15 protein-coding genes, 1 pseudogene and 1 riboswitch are annotated in these 17,980 nt (G+C 67.0%); of the genes and pseudogenes, 9 read left to right on the top strand and 7 right to left on the bottom strand.

The annotated features are described in order from the left end of the window. Nucleotides 1–40: 40 nt before the first annotated feature. The 3 genes from ABR323_RS08560 (at nt 41) to ABR323_RS08570 (ending at nt 2,562) form a co-directional block, all read left to right on the top strand. Nucleotides 41–1,822 carry a peptidoglycan-binding protein gene (locus ABR323_RS08560; protein ID WP_439448974.1) on the top strand — a complete coding sequence of 594 codons (1,782 nt, stop codon included), beginning with the start codon at nt 41–43 and terminating at the stop codon, nt 1,820–1,822. A 144-nt stretch (nt 1,823–1,966) separates the two neighbouring features. Next, a complete protein-coding gene (locus ABR323_RS08565) occupies nt 1,967–2,230 on the top strand; it encodes a type II toxin-antitoxin system RelE/ParE family toxin (RefSeq protein ID WP_439449172.1) in 264 nt (87 codons plus the stop codon). 38 nt (nt 2,231–2,268) lie between these two features. Beyond that, entirely contained in the window at nt 2,269–2,562 is a 294-nt protein-coding gene (locus ABR323_RS08570) for an addiction module antidote protein (RefSeq protein ID WP_135271983.1), read from the top strand. 57 nt (nt 2,563–2,619) lie between these two features. On the opposite strand, the gene ABR323_RS08575 is transcribed toward ABR323_RS08570, so the two are convergent. Next, nucleotides 2,620–4,074 carry a SulP family inorganic anion transporter gene (locus tag ABR323_RS08575; protein WP_439448975.1) on the bottom strand — a complete coding sequence of 485 codons (1,455 nt, stop codon included), beginning with the start codon at nt 4,072–4,074 and terminating at the stop codon, nt 2,620–2,622. A 208-nt stretch (nt 4,075–4,282) separates the two neighbouring features. Here ABR323_RS08575 and ABR323_RS08580 point away from each other — a divergent pair, with 208 nt between their 5' ends. Both ABR323_RS08580 and ABR323_RS08585 read left to right on the top strand, forming a co-directional pair. Further along, the gene (locus ABR323_RS08580; protein WP_439448976.1) at nt 4,283–5,263 is read left to right on the top strand and encodes a cation diffusion facilitator family transporter; all 981 of its coding nucleotides are present in this window, start codon (nt 4,283–4,285) and stop codon (nt 5,261–5,263) included. Nucleotides 5,264–5,373: 110 nt separating this feature from the next. Further along, nucleotides 5,374–5,799, top strand: coding sequence for an organic hydroperoxide resistance protein (locus tag ABR323_RS08585; RefSeq protein ID WP_004153735.1), 426 nt, complete (start codon nt 5,374–5,376; stop codon nt 5,797–5,799). Between the two features lie 147 nt (nt 5,800–5,946). On the opposite strand, the gene mmsB is transcribed toward ABR323_RS08585, so the two are convergent. The 5 genes from mmsB to ABR323_RS08610 are packed head-to-tail and all read right to left on the bottom strand — an operon-like array spanning nt 5,947 to nt 11,486. Beyond that, entirely contained in the window at nt 5,947–6,837 is an 891-nt protein-coding gene (gene mmsB / locus ABR323_RS08590; protein WP_135271980.1) for a 3-hydroxyisobutyrate dehydrogenase, read from the bottom strand. Beyond that, nucleotides 6,834–8,009, bottom strand: a complete 1,176-nt coding sequence (locus ABR323_RS08595; RefSeq protein WP_439448977.1) for an enoyl-CoA hydratase/isomerase family protein — start codon at nt 8,007–8,009, stop codon at nt 6,834–6,836. Before ABR323_RS08595 ends, mmsB begins: the two co-directional genes overlap by 4 nt. Next, nucleotides 8,006–8,803, bottom strand: coding sequence for an enoyl-CoA hydratase (locus tag ABR323_RS08600; protein WP_439448978.1), 798 nt, complete (start codon nt 8,801–8,803; stop codon nt 8,006–8,008). Before ABR323_RS08600 ends, ABR323_RS08595 begins: the two co-directional genes overlap by 4 nt. Next, the gene (locus tag ABR323_RS08605; protein ID WP_439448979.1) at nt 8,800–9,966 is read right to left on the bottom strand and encodes an acyl-CoA dehydrogenase family protein; all 1,167 of its coding nucleotides are present in this window, start codon (nt 9,964–9,966) and stop codon (nt 8,800–8,802) included. The genes ABR323_RS08600 and ABR323_RS08605 overlap by 4 nt, the downstream gene beginning before the upstream one ends. 14 nt (nt 9,967–9,980) lie before the next feature. After that, a complete protein-coding gene (locus ABR323_RS08610) occupies nt 9,981–11,486 on the bottom strand; it encodes a CoA-acylating methylmalonate-semialdehyde dehydrogenase (RefSeq protein ID WP_439448980.1) in 1,506 nt (501 codons plus the stop codon). Nucleotides 11,487–11,601: 115 nt separating this feature from the next. On the opposite strand from ABR323_RS08610, the gene ABR323_RS08615 reads away from it, so the two are divergent. Together ABR323_RS08615 and ABR323_RS08620 are read left to right on the top strand one after the other, a co-directional pair. Continuing rightward, nucleotides 11,602–12,969, top strand: coding sequence for a helix-turn-helix domain-containing protein (locus tag ABR323_RS08615; protein ID WP_135271975.1), 1,368 nt, complete (start codon nt 11,602–11,604; stop codon nt 12,967–12,969). A gap of 173 nt (nt 12,970–13,142) precedes the next feature. Next, nucleotides 13,143–14,096, top strand: a complete 954-nt coding sequence (locus tag ABR323_RS08620) for a DUF1028 domain-containing protein (RefSeq protein ID WP_439448981.1) — start codon at nt 13,143–13,145, stop codon at nt 14,094–14,096. Between the two features lie 1,843 nt (nt 14,097–15,939). Here ABR323_RS08620 and ABR323_RS08625 read toward each other — a convergent pair. Then, a pseudogene (locus ABR323_RS08625) lies at nt 15,940–16,026 on the bottom strand (hypothetical protein); the annotation flags it as partial. A 140-nt stretch (nt 16,027–16,166) separates the two neighbouring features. Next, a riboswitch (cobalamin riboswitch) is annotated at nt 16,167–16,395 on the top strand. A gap of 162 nt (nt 16,396–16,557) precedes the next feature. Between ABR323_RS08625 and ABR323_RS08630 the strand changes: the two are divergent. Together ABR323_RS08630 and pncA are read left to right on the top strand one after the other, a co-directional pair. Beyond that, the gene (locus tag ABR323_RS08630) at nt 16,558–17,244 is read left to right on the top strand and encodes an epoxyqueuosine reductase QueH (protein WP_439448982.1); all 687 of its coding nucleotides are present in this window, start codon (nt 16,558–16,560) and stop codon (nt 17,242–17,244) included. Nucleotides 17,245–17,299: 55 nt separating this feature from the next. Then, nucleotides 17,300–17,926 carry a bifunctional nicotinamidase/pyrazinamidase gene (gene pncA / locus ABR323_RS08635; protein WP_439448983.1) on the top strand — a complete coding sequence of 209 codons (627 nt, stop codon included), beginning with the start codon at nt 17,300–17,302 and terminating at the stop codon, nt 17,924–17,926. The last annotated feature ends 54 nt before the right edge of the window (nt 17,927–17,980 follow it).

Here is a 17,980-nt window from a genome sequence, read left to right on the forward strand (position 1 = left end):
ACAGGAGGGCCCCCCTCCCCGCTGCACAAGGACGTAAGACATGCCTACCAACATCGATACCCACAATCTCGATGCCACCTCCGGCGCGGTGTATTTCGCGGTCGGCCGCGGCACCGAGGGCGGCCCGGCCTCCTACCATCTGGCCATCGCCGGCATCACCCAGGGCGTAAGCGAACCACACTGGGGCACGGTCAGCCGGGTCGCGCAGAACAGTGGTTACAGCCTGGGCGCGATCCAGGTCGACTTCGGCCAGCGTGGCCAGTGGGCACTGGGCGCCATCGATGGCCATGCCCTGAAACCGGGCGAGACGACCTACGTCGACGCGGTGATCGATCAGGCCAGCGCCTACGCCAAGGCGCACAACCTGCCCTTTACCCAGGACCATGCCGACCTGCGCCGCGACCTGCTCAGCCACGGCAATGGCCTCAGCGGGCGCAGCTCGATCCAGTTCATCGACACCAACACGCGTGACAGCATCAACGCCTGGGCCGGTTCGGACGAGGGCAAGCAGTGGATCCACGCCAACATCGACTACCCGCAGGTGCGCAACGCCACCCAGATAGGCATGACGATGGTGGACACCCACGGCAGCAACATCGCCGAGGAAAACCGCTTCGAAGCGATCAGCCTGATCGCCAAGACCGCCAACCAGCTGCCCAGCCAGCTGCCGAAGCTGGAGAAGGTGCTGGCTGACGGCGGTGACTACGAGGCACTGCGCGCGAAGGCCGGGCAGATCCGCGAGACCTACCAGTACTTCGATGCGCCCAAGGCCGGTGACATCGCCGTGCGCTACGAAGACGCCTACGCCAGCAACAAGGAGGCGATGGACCGTGCCCACGCCAAGGTCAGCAGCCGCGACTACTCGCCGGCCGGCGAGCGCAACGATGCCGACATCCAGGTGGCGCTGGGCCAGATCGGCGCGCCACGCCAGCAGACCGGTTCGCAGACATTGAAGGAAGGTTCCAGCGGCCGTGACGTGCTGAAGCTGGAAAGCAATCTGGTAACGCTGGGCTATGCCAGCGCTGACGGCCAGCAGACGCTGAACCCGGACCGGCGCTTCGATGCCACCACCCGCAAGGCGGTGGAAGACTTCCAGCGCGCGCACACTCTGGACCCGGTGGACGGCAAGGCCGGGCCGGCCACGCTGGCCGCGATCGACCGCGACGTGCGTGAACTCCAGGGCAACCTGGCCGCGCTGGGGCTGACCGATGCCAAGGGCCAGGCCATCGGCAGCGATGGCTATCTGGGCGGCGGCAGCCGCCATGCGATCAACGCCTTCCAACAGCAGCACGGCCTGCCTGCCACCGGCATTGCCGATGCGGAAACCCGCCAGGCGCTGGCCAATGAAGTGCAGCAGCGTGCGCAGGTACAGGGCAACACGCCGGAACAGCAGGCGGCAGCCGAGCCAGCACGCGAAACGGTGTACCCGATGTCCGACCCGCGCAGCCCGCAGAACTGGCTGTACACCGAGACCCTGGTGCAGGTGAAGTTTGCCGAGGAAGCGCGTGGACTGTCCTCCGGTGAGCACAGCGAGAAGCTGGCCGCGGCGCTCACCGTGGAAGCCACCCGTGCCGGCCTGTATCGGATCGATCGCGTTGAGCTGAACCAGGATGGCTCGATGGCGCGTGCGGTGCAGGCCAACGCGCTGCACGACGAAAGTGCGCTGAACCGCAATACCGCGCCCGTCTCCACCGCTGACGCCATGCGCCAGAGCGTGCAGGAAAACAGCGAGCGGGCGTTGGAGGTAAGCGATCAACAGCGCGAGCAGCAGAAGATCGACCAGCAGACCCAGCAGCACGGTACACGGGCCATGATGGCGTAAGGAATGCAGGCCCACGGGCCTGCTGTCGTCATTCGCGCCCGCCCCGTCGTCGGCCTGAGGCAGACCAGTGGCGTCGAGCACGGTGCGTCGATGATCGTCGCGGATGCCGATTGAACCATGTATCCTTATGGATACGATGGATGAATCACGCGATGGCTGCGCGGACTCAACGACAGCAGGGCCCGCGGCGTGATCGTGGAGCGCCTGCAGCGCGTCGCTCGTGGTCTCCAGGGAGATGTTCGATCAGTGGGTCATGGCGTGAGCGAACTGCGAATCAACCATGGGCCGGGGTATCGCGTGTATTTCACACGTCGCGGGAGATCCATCGTCGTGCTCCTGCACGGTGGCGACAAGTCGAGCCAGCGTCGCGATATCGAAAAAGCGGTCAGGCTCGCGGAGCTGCTATAGCCACCATTTGATTTCATGCCGTTCCCAGGACTCTCCCCATGAGCAAGCTGAAGACGATTCCCTTCGATCCCGCAGACTATCTGGATGATGACGTCGCAATCGCCACCTATCTAAGCGAGGCGTTGGCAGCAGGTGATGCGGGCCACTTCCAAGAGGCACTCGGAACAGTGGCGCGCGCCCGCGGCATGGGCGGCGTTGCCGAGGTCTCCGGTCTTGGGCGCGAGAGCCTGTACAAGGCGCTGCGCCCCGGAGCACACCCACGCTTCGATACCGTGCAACGTGTGCTGTCGGCGCTTGGGGTGCATCTGATCGTGCAGGCCGGCAAGGCCTGACCGCGACCGCTTCATTCGCCGGGCATGGCCCGGCGCTACCCGGGCCACGGGGCCGCTTCAGTGCGCGCTGCGCGTGCCACCCACCTGTTCGATGAGGGTCTGGCTGGCGGCGTTCAGCCCCACCACCGTCACCTCGGCCCCATGCGCGGCCAGTTTTTCCTGCGCGCGCTCCAGCGCGGCCACGGCGGTCAGGTCCCACAAGTGGGCATCGCGCAGATCAATCTGCACCTTCGGCGCCACGTGCTGGTAATCGAACACCGCGCCCAGCTGGCCGGCCGAGGCAAAGAACACCTGCCCACGCACGCGGTAGATCTGCGTGTCACCGGCGTCTTCGCGCTGCACGTCCAGCATGCGGCCGACCTTGCGTGCGAAGAACAGCGCTGACAGCAGCACGCCGCTGAGCACACCCTTTGCCAGATCGTGGGTGGCCACGGTGACCACCACGGTCAACAGCATCACCGCAGAAGAGCTTCGCGGGTGCGTGCGCAGGTCGCGCAGCGAGCGCCAGCTGAAGGTGCCGATGCTGACCATGATCATCACCGCCACCAGCGCGGCCATCGGAATCTGCCGCACCAGATCGCTGCCGTACACCACCAGTACCAGCAGGAACACGCCGGCCACCAGGCAGGACAGGCGGCCGCGGCCACCGGTGGTCACGTTGATCACCGACTGACCGATCATCGCGCAACCGGCCATGCCACCGAGGAAGCCGGTAACCGTGTTCGCCACGCCCTGGCCGACGCATTCGCGATTGCGTTCGCTGGGCGTCTCGGTGATGTCCTCGACAATCTGCAGGGTCATCATCGATTCGAGCAGGCCGACCACGGCCAGCGTGGCCGACACCGGCAGCAGGATGCGCAGCGTCTCCCAGGTGAGCGGCACGTCGGGCAGGAGGAAATGCGGCAGGCTGTCGGGCAGCTGGCCCATGTCGCCGACGCTGCGCACGTCCACACCGAAACCGACCACCACCGCGGTGAGTACAACGATGGCCACCAGCGGCGACGGTACGGCACGGGTAAGGCGCGGCAGCAGGTAGATGATCGCCAGCGCGGCAGCGCACAGCACGTAGACGGTGGGACCTCGTCCGACCAGCTCGGGCAGCTGCGCCAGGAAGATCAGGATCGCCAGTGCGTTGACGAAACCGGTGATGACCGAGCGCGAGACGAAACGCATCAGCGAGCCGAGCTTGAACACGCCCGCGAGCACCTGCAGCAGGCCCGCCAGGATGCTGGCGGCGAACAGGTACTGCAGGCCGTGGTCCTTGACCAGATCGACCATCAGCAGCGCCATCGCGCCGGTGGCGGCGGAGATCATGCCGGGGCGGCCGCCAGCGATGGCAGTGATGACGGCAATGGAGAACGCGGCATACAGGCCGACCTTGGGGTCGACGCCGGCGATGAGCGAGAAGGCGATGGCCTCGGGAATCAGGGCCAGGGCGACGACGATGCCGGACAGCAGGTCGCCACGGATGTTGCCGAGCCATTGCTGGCGCAGGGGGTAGGACATTTGCATGGGAAAACTCCGCGCGCACGCGGGCGTGGCCGCATGGCGCTGCAGTGAAAGACACGGGATTCCTGAGCCGGGCGGGCCGGCTGCCGATGTGCGGCAAGGGTCAGGGTGGCGTGATCACTACAGGCGGGCGTCGGTACGTGGGAGGGATGCAGTCTACGGCACAGGGCTGCCCAGGGACAGCATCGGCAGGCCGCAACGGCAGCGGAGCATGGCGCCGCTCTACAATCGGGTCATGGCCACCGACCACCCGCATTTCTTCGACCCCGCCACCGAACAGGGCGTGCTGCGCCTGTCGATCGCCGGCGCACTGCTGCTGGCCGCTGCGGCGGTGGTGTTTGGCCTGCTCGCCAATTCCTCGCTGATCATCTTCGATGGCATCTACGGCCTGATCGACGTGGTGATGACCTGGCTGTCGCTGCTGGTGGCGCGGTTGATCGCGCTGTCCACGCAGACCGATGCGCTGCAATCGCGGCTCAACCAGCGCTTCACCATGGGCTTCTGGCACCTGGAGCCGATCGTGCTGGGCGTGAGCGGCACGCTGATGATCGGCGCGGCACTGTATGCGTTGGTCAATGCGGTGGATGCGCTGATGTCCGGTGGCCGCCACATCGCGCTGGGCCCGGCGATCATCTTCGCCGGCCTGTCACTGGTGGCCGAGAGCGCGCTGGGCTGGTTCGTGCTGCGCGCCAACCGCCGTATCGGCTCGGAATTCATCGCGCTGGATGCCAAGAACTGGGTGATCGCGGCCAGCATGTCGGCCTGCTACATGGTCGCCTTCCTTGGCGGCGTGCTGGTACAGGGCACCTCGTGGGCGTGGGTCGGGCCGTACATCGACCCGGCCATCCTCGCCTTCGTCTGCGTGCTGGTGATGATCGCCCCGCTCGGCACCGTACGCCGGGCGCTGGCCGGCATCCTGCTGGTCACCCCGCCGGAACTGCAGGCGCATGTGGATGACGTGGCGCGCGCGATCGTGGCCAAGCACGGCTTCGTCGAGCACCGCAGCTACGTGGCGCAGGTGGGGCGTGGCGAGCAGATCGAACTGTTCTTCGTGGTACCTGAAAACGACCCGCCGCGGCCCCTGGTGGAATGGGACCAGCTGCGCGACGAGATCGGCGATGCACTGGGCGAGGCTTCGCCGGACCGCTGGCTGACCATCATGTTCACCACCGACCGCGAGTGGACCATCTAGGCCAACAGGACGATCGATCAAGTTTTTCGTACGCATTGCAACCCAACGTACGCGGAAACCGGGCAAAGTAGGCTCCAAGGCAATACCCATCCACCAACCAGGAGCATCCCATGTCCATCGAAAAGGTTCTGTACACCGCCCAGGCCACCTCCACCGGCGGCCGTGAAGGCCGTTCCGTCTCCTCCGACAACGTGCTGGACATCCAGCTGTCGACCCCGCGCGAGCTAGGCGGCGCCGGCGGCCCGGGCACCAACCCGGAACAGCTGTTCGCGGCTGGCTACTCGGCCTGCTTCCTGGGCGCGCTGAAGTTCGTGGCCGGCCAGGCCAAGGTCGCGCTGCCGGCCGACACCACCGTGACCGGCAAGGTGGGCATCGGCCAGATCCCGACCGGCTTCGGCATTGAAGCCGAGCTCACCATCAACGTGCCGGGCGTGCCGCGTGAGCAGGTGGAAGAGCTGGTGCAGAAGGCGCACATCGTGTGCCCGTACTCGAATGCCACCCGCGGCAACATCGACGTGACGCTGATCGTTGCCTGATGGGGTGCTGCCGGCCAGCGGCCGGCACTACCCGCGCGCGGTGAAAAAAATGGGCGGATGCCGGTCGAAACCGAACATCCGCCCATCCCACCTTCGTTGTCCCGCACGGGGGCATGAGGTTGCCGGCCAGCGGCCGGCCCTACCAGGTCACTTCTCGCTCGTGATGAGCTGCACGACGCTGGAGAAATCCAGCTTGCCGCGGCCGGCCTGGTGATTCATCGAGTACAGGTTGCGGGCCACTTCGCCCAGCGGGATGGAGGCGCCGACACTCATCGCCGCTTCCACTGCCAGGCCCATGTCCTTCAGCATCAGATCGCTGCCGAACCCGCCGCTGTAGCCGCGCGAGGCCGGGGCGTTTTCCAGCACGCCCGGCCACGGGTTGCACACTTCGGTGGCCCAGCTGCGGCCGGTGCTGACCGCCATCATCTGCGACAGCACCTTCGGGTCCAAGCCGTGCGCCACGCCAAGTGCGATGGCTTCACCGGTCACCGCCATGATCACGCCCAGCGCCATGTTGTTGCACAGCTTGGCGACCTGGCCGGCACCGCTGGCGCCCACATGGAAGATGTTCTTGCCCATCGCCTGCAGCACCGGACGGGCGCGCTCCAGCGCGTCTTCTTCGCCACCGACGATGAAGGTGAGCGTGCCACCCTGCGCACCGGCGGTACCGCCGGACACCGGCGCGTCGATCATCTGCAGGCCACGTGCGGCAGCGGCTTCCGAGACCTTGCGGGCACTGGCTGGTGCGATCGTGCTGCAGTCGATCACCAGTGCACCGGCCGGGATCGCGGCAAGGATGCCGTCGTCGCCCAGGTACACGCCTTCGACATGGCGGCTGGCCGGCAGCATCGAGATCACCACTTCGGCATCGGCAAGGGTTTCGCGCGCCGACGCGGCCGCACTGGCGCCGGCATCAACGGCGGCCTGCACCGCGGCCGGGACCAGATCGAACACGCGCACGGTATGGCCGTTCTTGACCAGATTGGCGGCCATCGGGCCACCCATGTTGCCCAACCCGATGAATGCAATGCGGCTCATGCAAGGCTCCTTTCAACAAGGGGAGTGCCCAGGTCGGCCAGCGGATGCGCGGCATCGGCCCAGGGGGAAGCGAAGAAAGTGTCGGCCCACGCGCCGGTGGCCTCGGCCAGGGTGGCCGGGTTCCACTGCGGATTGCGGTCCTTGTCGATCAGCAACGCGCGGATGCCTTCGGCGAAATCACCGTGGGCGGCGCAATGCAGGGCGACGATGTACTCCAGGCGGTAGATCGCGGCCAGGTCCTGGCCGGCACTACGGCGCTGCAGTTCGTACGACAAGCGTGCCGAACCGGGTGCACCGGCGGCGAGGGTCTTCTGTGCCGCCTGCAACCACACATCGTCGGTCTGCAGACCGGCAATGCGCGCAATGATGGCCTGCAGGTCATCGCCTTCGCACAACGCATCGACCTGCGCCGCATTGGCCAGCAGCGGACCGGTCGCAGCATCACTGGCATGCGACTGCAGCAGATGGGACAGGCGCTCGTGGTTGCGTGTGGCATCACTGGACCAGGCCACCTGCAGCAGCGCATCGAACACCGCGCTGCGGCGTTCTTCGGCCACATGCACATCGGCCAGGCCGGCGTAGATGGCGTCGCCCGGGTTGAGCAGCGCGCCGGTCAGGGCCAGGAACAGGCCGCCCTTGCCCGGCACGCGCGGCAGCAGCCAGCTGCCACCGACATCGGGGAACAGGCCAACAGTGATTTCCGGGAAGGCCAGCTTGGAGCGCTCGCTGACCACGCGGTGGCTGGCGCCGGACATCAGGCCGATGCCACCGCCCATCACGATGCCGTGGCCCCAGCACAGGATCGGCTTGGCGTAGGTGTGGATGAGGTAGTCGACGCGGTATTCGACGTCGAAGAACTCGGCGGCGTAGTCGTTCTCGCGGATGTCGCTGCGGCCAGCCTCGCGGAAGGCGACCATGCTCTGGTACAGGCTGTGCAGGTCGCCGCCGGCGCAGAACGCCTTTTCGCCAGCACCCTGCAGCACCACCATGGCGATGCCGTCGTCGTCGGCCCAGGCGTTCAACTGCTTCAGCAGCAGGTGCGCCATCGGCAGCGAGAAGCCGTTGAGCGTGCGCGGCGCATTGAGCGTGGCAATGCCGATGCGCGTGCCGTTGCCGGCTGCGCGCTCTTCGAACAGCACCGGTGCGTCATCGGCAGCGGTGTCGGTGCTCATGCGTTCTTCCACTGCGCGGCGCGCTTTTCCAGGAAGGCGCTCACGCCCTCGACCTGGTCGGCGGTGTCGAACAGATCAACGAAGGCTTCGCGCTCGGCTACCAGCGCCGAGGCGTGGGTGCCGCTGCGGGTGGACTGCACCAAGGCCTTGCAGGCAGCGATGCTGGTCGGGCTCTGCTTGCCGGCCTTCTTCGCCCACTCCAACGCCAGCGCCTTGGCTTCGCCCTTGCCGACCTTTTCTTCGGCAAGACCAATCCGCACTGCGGTTTCAGCATTGATGCGCTCACCCAGCAGGATCATGCGCTTGGCCCAGCCCTCGCCGACCAGACGCGGCAGGTTCTGGGTGCCACCGGCGCACGGCAGCAGGCCGACGGTGGCCTCCGGCAGTGCCACCTGGGCGTGGTCTTCGATGATGCGCAGGTCGCAGGCCAGCGCGCATTCCAGGCCACCGCCCATGGCGTAGCCGTTGATGGCGGCGATGGACACGCCACGGAAAGCGGACAGCGCCTCGAAGGCTTCGCCGAAGCGCCGCGCGGCTTCCCGTGCGGCGCCCTTGTCGCCGGAGGCGAACTGGTTGAGGTCGGCACCGGCGGAGAAGAACTTCTCGCCATCGCCGGTGATGACCAGCGCGTAGATCTCGCGGTCTGCGTTGAGCGCGCCCACCAGGTCGCGCAGCGCGGACAGGCTGTGCACGGTCCAGGTGTGCGCCGGCGGGTTGTTCAGGGTGACCACGGCGGTGTGGCCATCAACCTCGACCTTCAGACCCACGTGCTCCAGGGTACGCCAATCGTTCATCGCAGTTCCTCTTCGGTGTTGAGCAGGTGGCGGGCAACGATCACCCGCATGATCTCGTTGGTGCCTTCCAGAATCTGGTGCACGCGGCTGTCGCGCAGCAGGCGCTCGATCGGGTACTCGCGGATGTAGCCGTAGCCACCGTGGATCTGCAGCGCTTCATTGCAGATGTTGAAACCAGCGTCGGTGGCGAAGCGCTTGGCCATCGCACACCAGACGTTGGCATCACTGGCACCGGCATCGAGCTTGCGCGCGGCGGTGTGCACCATCTGCCGTGCGGCCACCAGTTCGATGGCCATGTCGGCCAGCTTGAACTGCAGCGCCTGGAAATCGGCCAGCGCCTTGCCGAACTGGCGGCGCTCGCCCATGTAGCGGCGTGCGGCGTCCAGCGCACCCTGCGCGGCACCCAGCGAGCAGGCGGCGATGTTGATGCGGCCGCCATCGAGCCCCTTCATCGCCAGCTTGAAGCCGCCGCCTTCCTCTCCCAGAAGGTGGCTGACCGGCACGCGGACGTTTTCGAAGGTGATGCCACGGGTGGGCTGGCTGTTCCAGCCCATCTTCTCTTCCTTGCGACCATAGCTGATGCCCGGCAGGTCGGCCGGCACTGCGATGGCGCTGACACCGCTCGCACCGGCACCGCCGGTACGCGCCATCACCACCAGCAGCTCGGTGGCACCGGCGCCAGAGATGAAAGCTTTCGAGCCGTTCAGCACGTAGAAGTCGCCATCGCGCACGGCGGTGGTCTTCAGCGAGGCCGCATCGGAACCGGCGCCCGGCTCGGTCAGGCAGTACGAGGCCAGCTTGCTGCCCGAGGACAGATCGGTGCCCCACGCATCGCGCAATTCGGCCTGGCCCCATTTGGAGACCATCCACGAGGCCATGTTGTGGATGCTGACGTACGCCGCGGTCGACGGGTCGACGTTGGCGAGCTCCTCGATGACGACGGCGGCGTCCAGGCGGCTCAGGCCGCTGCCGCCCACTTCCGGGTCCATGTACAGACCGCAGAAGCCCAGTTCACCGGCCTTGGCGATCGCCTCGCGCGGAAAGATGCCCTCCGCATCCCATCGCGCGGCGTGCGGCGCCAGTTCGGCCTGTGCAAAGTCGCGCGCGGCTTCGCGATACGCCTGCTGCGCTTCTTCCTGCTCCGTCGTCATCGAGTGGCTCATGGCTGCTCCTGCCCTTACTTCAGGCTGATGGTGGTGTTGACGCCATGGCTCAGCGTTTCGTCATCGAACCAGCGCGCGGTGACCGTCTTGGTCTGGGTGTAGAACAGCACCACCTGCTTGCCGTACGGACCCAGGTCGCCCAGCTTGGACGCGCGCGAACCGGTGAACGAGAACAGCGGCACCGGCACCGGGATCGGCACGTTGATGCCGACCTGGCCGACGTCGATGTCTTCCTGGAACTTGCGCGCGGCCGCGCCGGACTGGGTGAACAGGGCGGTGCCGTTGCCGTTCGGGTTGCTGTTGACCATCGTGATGGCTTCTTCCAGCGTTTCCGCTTCGAGAATGACCAGCACCGGCCCGAAGATTTCTTCCTGGTAGATACGCATGTCGGTGGTGACACCGGCAAAGATGGTCGGGCCGACGAAGTTGCCCTTCTCGAAGCCATCCACCTGCGGCTTGCGGCCGTCCAGCACCAGCTTGGCACCCTGCTCCACGCCCGAGGCGATCAGGCCTTCCACGCGCTCGCGGGCGCTGCAGGAAATGACCGGGCCGACATCGGTGCCGGACACGGTGCCACCGCTGACCTTCAGGGTCTTGGCCTTGGCCACCAGGTCCTGCACCCAGCCGCGCGCTTCGCCCACCAGCACCAGCGTGGAGGCTGCCATGCAGCGCTGACCGGCCGCACCGAAGGCAGCGCCGACCATCGCATTGAGGGTCTGTTCCTTGTTCGCGTCCGGCAGCACCACCGCGTGGTTCTTGGCGCCCATCATGCACTGCACGCGCTTGCCGGCCAGCGAGGCGCGGTTGTAGACGTGGGTGCCGACGCGGGTGGAACCGACGAACGAAACGGCCTTGATGTCCGGGTGATCGCAGATCGCGTTGACCACTTCTTCGCCACCGTGGACGACGTTCAGCACGCCCTTGGGAATGCCGGCTTCCAGGGCAAGCTCGACCAGGCGCATGGTGACCATCGGGTCCTGCTCGGACGGCTTGAGGATGAAGGTGTTGCCGGTGGCAATAGCCATCGGGAACATCCACAGCGGGATCATCGCCGGGAAGTTGAACGGGGTGATACCGGCGCACACGCCCAGCGGCTGCATGATCGAGTAGGTATCGACGCCGGTGGCCACGTTGTTGGCCAGCTCGCCCAGCTGCAGGTTGCCGATGGCGGCGGCGTGCTCGACCACTTCCAGGCCGCGGAACACATCACCTTCGGCGTCCGGCAGGGTCTTGCCCTGTTCGGCGGTGAGGATGTGGGCCAGCTCGCTCATGTTCTCGCGGATCAGCTGCTGGTACTTCAGGAAGATGCGCGCACGGACACCGATCGGGGTCTTGCGCCAGGTCTTGAAGGCTTCCTTGGCGGCGGCGACGGCGGCGTCCACTTCGCCGGTGGTGGCGAACGGCACCTTGGCCAGCACGTCCTGGGTGGCCGGATTGATCACGTCCTGCCAGTGGGAGGTGGCCGATTCAACGAACTGGCCATCGATCAGCATGCGGATACGGGGCGCTGCAACAGTCATGACGACAATCCCACGGGGTGCGAAAGATGCTTGGCATTATTCACAGCACCCGCCTCGATTTCCGGGCTGAATCCGCTTAATCTGGCCAACACGCCAGACGATTCATGTTAATTCTGTGAATTATTCAGCCACCCAGCGACAACTTGGCCTGCGCCTGCTGCGGCTGCGCGAACAGCGTGGCTACAGCCAGGCCGACCTGGCACGGGCGCTGGGGCTGTCGGCCAGTTACCTGAACCAGATCGAGCGCAACAAGCGCCCGCTCACACCGGCCGTGCAGAAGAAGCTGGGCGAGGTATTGGGCGACGTTTCGGCGCTGTTCGACGACGATGAGCCCGCCGCACTGCAGGAGTCACTGGGCGAGACCCTGCGCGACCTCGGCCTGGCCGACGTCAGCGCCACCGAACTGCGCGCCCTGGCCGGCAACCTGCCGCAGGTCAGCCGCGCGCTGCTGGACCTGCACCGCCGCCACCTGGCGCTGCGCGAGCATGCCGCCGCGCTGGAATTCCAGCTGGGCGAACCCGGCGCCGGCAGCACCCTGCCCGCTGGCGACCAGGTGCGCGAGTTCTTCAACCGCATGCACAACCACATTCCCGAGCTGGATGAGCTGGCCGAGCAGCTGTTCGCCGAATGGGGACTGTCGCCCGGGCACGTAGCACCGCGGCTGCGCCAGCTGCTGGCCGACCGCCACGGCGTGCTGGTGGAAGTGGCGGCGCTGCAGGCCGGGCGCGAGAAGCGCCAGTTCGACGCCGGTGCCCGGCGGCTGTGGCTGCCCGATTACCTGGAGCCAGGCCAGCAGGCGTTCCAGATGGCGGCCGAACTGGCCCTGCACGGCTACCTGCCGCAGATCGATGCGGTGGTGGCGCGTGCCGGCTTCACCGATGAGGCACGCATCGCGCAGGCGCGCATCGGCCTGTCGAACTACTTCGCCGGTGCGCTGGTGATGCCGTACATGCGCTTCCTGCGTGCGGCCGAGGCCAGCAGCTACGACATCGAACTGCTGGCGCACCAGTTCGGCGTGGGCTTTGAAGCGGTCTGCCACCGGCTGAGCACGCTGGCGCGACGCAGTGCGCCCGGGTTGCCGTTCTTCTTCATCCGCGTGGACCGTGCGGGCAATGTGTCCAAACGCCATTCGGCCACGGATTTCCATTTCTCGCAGGTGGGTGGTTCGTGTCCGCTGTGGATCGTGTACGAGGCATTCAACCAGCCCGGCCGCATCCTCACCCAGACCGCGCGCATGCCCGATGGACGTCGCCATTTCTGGCTGGCGCGGCAGGTCAGCAGCGGGCCGGTCGGCCATGGCCAGCCGCGCAAGACCTTCGCGGTGGCGCTGGGCTGCGATCTGCAGCACGCCGAACGGCTGGTGTATTCGCTGGGGCTGGATGTGCAGAGCCCGGGCAATTCGGTGTCGATTGGCCCGGGGTGCCGGGTGTGCCCGCGCGAGGACTGCATGCAGCGCGCGTTTACCCAGTTGCCGGGGCGATAGGGGGCAGGTGCCGACCTTGGTCGACACGGTAGATCCACGCCATGCGTGGATGCTCTTCGATGAATGTTCGAAATGTTCGATTCCGATGGGCTCCATCCACGCATGGCGTGGATCTACTAAACCTTTCGTGCGTAGGCTGCATCCCATTGCAATGCCCGCCCTGGAGACACCCCATGTCCTTGCTGCGCTCTTGCCTGGCCCTGCTGCTTGCTGCCACCGCCACACCGGCGTGGGCGACCTTTTCCATTGCGGCCTGCAATGAGGCCGGCGACTGCGGGGTGGCGGTGGCCACGCACAATCTGGCGGTCGGGGGCGTGGGTGTGCCGTGGGCACAGGCGAAGGTGGGCGCGGTCGCCAGCCAGTTCGAGACCAACCCGACCTATGGCTCCAAAGGCCTTGAGCTGTTGGCCAAAGGCCGCACGCCTGCGCAGGTGCTGAAGCAGCTGTTGGATGAAGATGGCAACTTCGATGGCACCACGCTTGCCGAACGACAGGTGGGACTGGTAAGCGCGCGCGGCGGCAATGCGCAGTACACCGGCGCCACCGCGCAGCAGGCCAGCTGGGCCGGCGCGCACGGCGACGGCATGCTGAGTGTGCAGGGCAATGGTCTGGCCGGACCCGAGGTGCTGGCATCGATGCAGCGCATCTTCGCCACCTCACGTGGACCGCTGGCCGCGCGCCTGCTGGCGGCGCTGGAAGCCGGCCAGGCAGCGGGTGGTCAACGCAGCGGGCAGTGGTCGGCGGCGCTGCTGGTGCGCACGCCCGGGGGCGACTGGCAGGACACCGACCTGCGCGTGGACGCCGACCCACATGCAGTGGTGAAGCTGCGCGAGCTGTACGACATGCGCCTGTCCAACGAGGCGATCATCCGCGCGGAGGACCGTTGGGAGACAGGTGACGTGGCGGGGGCGCGCGCGGCGCTGGCAACGTCGTTGTCGCTGGCCCACGGCTGGGACCGCACCTGGGCGCGCGCCGCGCGCTTGGCGATGCGGCAGGGCGATACGGCGCTGGCCCGCGAATACCTGGCCGGCCTGCGTGCGCTCAATCCGGGCTGGGTGAAGCAGGAGCTGGCGTTGCCTTTGTATGCGCCATTGCAGGGTGATGCGGTGGTGGAGCCGTGGCGATAGCTGCCAGCAGCATCCACGCATGGCGTGGATCTACAGTAGATCCACGCCATGCGTGGATGCCCATGCCGCCCCGGATATCGGGTCAGTAGATCGGCGTGACCTTCATCTGCGGCAGCGGGCGTGGTGCGCCGTCAGTAAGATCCGGGCCAAGGTCTTCCCAGCTGCGCCCCTGCTCGACCATCAAGCCCCATAGCTGCTGCGAGGCCAGCCGCTTGTCTTCCGAGCCCAGCTTGTAGGACGGCGGCGTTGGCTCACCGCGGGCAACCATCGAGTACGCCGCGCGGTAGGCCAGCACCTGCTGCGCCGGGTCGTCGGTTCGCGCCACTTCCAGCGTGTAGCGCTGGTAGGCCGAAGCCAGATTGCGCCAGCGGATCCAGTAGTGGTTCTCGAACGAGAACGAACAGAAGCGCGCACCGGCCAGGCTGCCCTTGTCGGCGATGCGGGTCAGCACCTCCTGCGGCATGTCCAGGTTCATGCCGCCTTCGTCACCCTGCAGGCTGACGTGCACGATGCGGTCGCGGTAGCCCGGTGCGCGCGCCTGCAGCAGATCGCGCCAGTTCTGCATGGTCGCCACCACTGCGAACAGGAAACGCCCCAGTTCCGCGGCCGCCAGCGGCGTAGCGATCGACTGGTAGGTGCGCTGCCAGCCATGACGGTTTTCGGTGGGCAGAAACACCGCGTGTTCCAGCGACTGGCGGCCAGCGCTGCCGTGGCTCACCTCTTCAGCGTGCTGCGGATAGACCAGGTTGATGGCGAAGGTCGGCCAGCGCGGCAAGGCGGCGTCGAACAGGTGGATCGGGAAGTTGCTGCTGATGCCACCATCGGAGAACCAGCAGATGCGGAAAGCGGTGATGACCGGGCCGCAGGTCTGTCCGGCACTGGTCAGCCCTTCCATGCTGTCGGCCACGTTGTGCTCCTGGTCGGCCGCAGGCGCGGTGGGTTCGCAGCGACGCTCTCGCCGCGAGGGCTCGTGCAGCGGCACTGCGCTGATCAGCAGCGGGAAGCTCAGGCTCATGCGCGTGGCCACCAGCACCGGCAGCTTCGGGCCCTGCGGCAGGTGGTAGTACTGGCGCCCTTCCACCTCCAGGGGCGGGCCGGCCTGCGTCACCAGCCACTGCACCACGCTGGCGGGGAACAACTGCTCGAACTCCTCGCGCAGGAACCAGAACTGCGCGCCGCCGAGCGGCAGGGTGCGCGGCTCGTTGTGCGACACACAGGTGGTGATCATCTGCAGGCTGATCGCATGCGGGCTGTCCGGCTCGCCGGCATAGCGCGGCGCATCGTGCAGATCAGCGAAGGTGAGCGGTGCGTCCAGCGGCTTGCCGGACAACTGCTGCAGGCACTCATGCAACCACTCGGTCAACGCCGGCGTGCGTGTGTCGCGGCCGAGGCCGCTGCACAAGCCCAGCAGGTTGCGCCGCGCCACCCGCGCCACCCGCAGCGCGGCACCGGCCACGCCGGCACCGTAGGCGCACAGCAACGACGGCAGCAGCGTGGCGGCCACGCCGCTCCAGCCACCGCCCCACCAGCCCAGGCCCAGCAGCAGCGCCAGCGACACCAGCACTTCCAGCGGCGCGATCTCGAACACGGCAACGGCCAGGCACAGCAGCTTGTGCGGCAGGCGGGCATTGCCGGTCAGCACCACCAGCAGCCGATAGGCCGCGCGCGCGCCCCGTGCGGGCTGGAACAGGCTGTAGATGAAGCCGCGCCGCGACAGCTGCGCCGACACCGCAGACAACCCGCCATAGCCCGCGTCGCCGGGCAGGTGCTCGCCGGCCTGCTGGCGGCGATCACCGCATGCCGCCGCGGCCGCCACCGCCGCAGCAATGGCGCCGGCCGAGGTGCCACCGATGCTCTTGAAGCGATACTCGCGGGCCAGCGCCAGTACCGCATTGGGGTACACGATGCCGCTGGTGATGCCGCCTTTCATGACCAGATCGCAGTACTTCGCCGCCACGAGCCACCTCCCATCTGCCGGTGCCCAGTATGACAAGAGGCGCTCTCACAGCCTGAGAAACGAGCCACAACCCTGCGCTTTCATTGGCCCTTGACCATTGCCGCCAACGCGTCCACCGTTGGCACGCCGAAGGTACCCCTGCCGCCGTTCAGATGACGGGAGGGGTTTAAACGGGAATCCGGTGAACGCGCCTCGCGCGCCCATTCCGGAGCTGCCCCGCAGCGGTGAATGGAAACGAATCCTGCCAACAGCACTGGGCTCACGCCTGGGAAGCGGCAGGTAGTAGGTGGGCTGCGGCCCGTGTCCATCAGCCCGAATACCGGCCCCGGCCGGGGGACACGACCGTCCCCTGACTCGAACTGGAATCTCCGCGGGGAGGTTGCCGGGGCCGTCGTTGTCCTGCGCGTGCAGGCGGCGTGGCCGCGTGCGTCCTTTCCACGGTATCTGGCCAGCCCTGTTTCCCCCACGCGCTGATGCATGGGCCACCGCCGTTGCCGACGGTCCATGCGGTACCTGACGATGACCGAGCTCCAACGCCCCACCCTGTCCCTGCCCGCCGATGGCAAGCGCCTGCTGCTGCATTCGTGCTGCGCGCCCTGTTCCGGCGAAGTGATGGAGGCGATCACCGCCTCCGGGATCGACTACGCGATCTTCTTCTACAACCCCAACATCCACCCGGTGAAGGAATACGAGCTGCGCAAGCAGGAAAACATCCGCTTCGCCGAGCAGCACGGCATCCCCTTCATCGACTGCGACTACGACACCGACAACTGGTTCAGCCGTGCGCGCGGCATGGAAAACGAGCCCGAGCGTGGCGTCCGCTGCACGATGTGCTTCGACATGCGTTTCGAGCGCACTGCGCTGTATGCGCACGAACACGGCTACGACACCATCAGTTCATCGCTGGGCATCTCGCGCTGGAAGAACATGGCGCAGATCAACGACTGCGGTGTACGCGCTGCGTCGCACTACGACGGGCTGCAGTACTGGGACTACAACTGGCGCAAGGGCGGCGGTGCCAGCCGCATGGTCGAGATCAGCAAGCGCGAGCAGTTCTACCAGCAGGAATACTGCGGCTGCGTGTACTCGCTGCGCGATGCCAACCGCCACCGCCGCGAGAACGGCCGCGAGCGGATCAAGATCGGCTTGCTGTATTACGGACAGGACGCTGAGACGCCGCAGGGCGATTGACGCGCAAGCAAGGGGCGGCCACGCTGGTCGCCCCTTTCGTTGTACCGGATCTGCCATGACTGCCCTGCCCGCCGATGTCGCCCTGCTGGTGATCGACCTGCAGCCGGACTTCATGCCCGGTGGTGCGCTGGCCTGCGACCAGGGCGATGCGCTGGTGGCACCGATTGCCGATCTGCTGACGCAGCGCCGCTACCGCACCGTGGTGGCGACCCAGGACTGGCACCCGGCCGACCACGCCTCGTTTGCCAGCCAGCACCCCGGCCAGCGCCCGTTCGAGACCATCCTGCTGCACGCGCAGCCGCAGACCCTGTGGCCCGACCACTGCGTGCAGGGCAGCGCCGGTGCCGCCCTGCACCCGGGCGTGGACTGGACCGTGGCCGACCTGATCCTGCGCAAGGGCACGCGCCAACAGGTGGATTCGTACAGCGCCTTCCGCGAGAACCATGGCCCCGATGGCGAGCGCCCAGCTACCGGCTTGGCCGGCTGGCTGCACGAGCGCCGCATCCGCGAGGTGCACGTGTGCGGCCTGGCCCGCGACTACTGCGTGCTGTGGAGCGCGCAGGACGCGGTGAAGTCCGGCTTCCGGGTGAAGTTCCTGTGGGAACTGACCAAGCCGGTAACCGAAGCCAATGACACGATGGTGCGCGAGGCGTTGGGCAAGGCGGGAATTGTGATCGCCTGACCCGAAACGGTAGTGCCGGCCGCTGGCCGGCAACCTCCGAATTCCTGCAATTGC

It is taken from the genome of Stenotrophomonas sp. ATs4, assembly GCF_051861585.1.
GTDB classification, from domain to species: domain Bacteria; phylum Pseudomonadota; class Gammaproteobacteria; order Xanthomonadales; family Xanthomonadaceae; genus Stenotrophomonas; species Stenotrophomonas maltophilia_AS.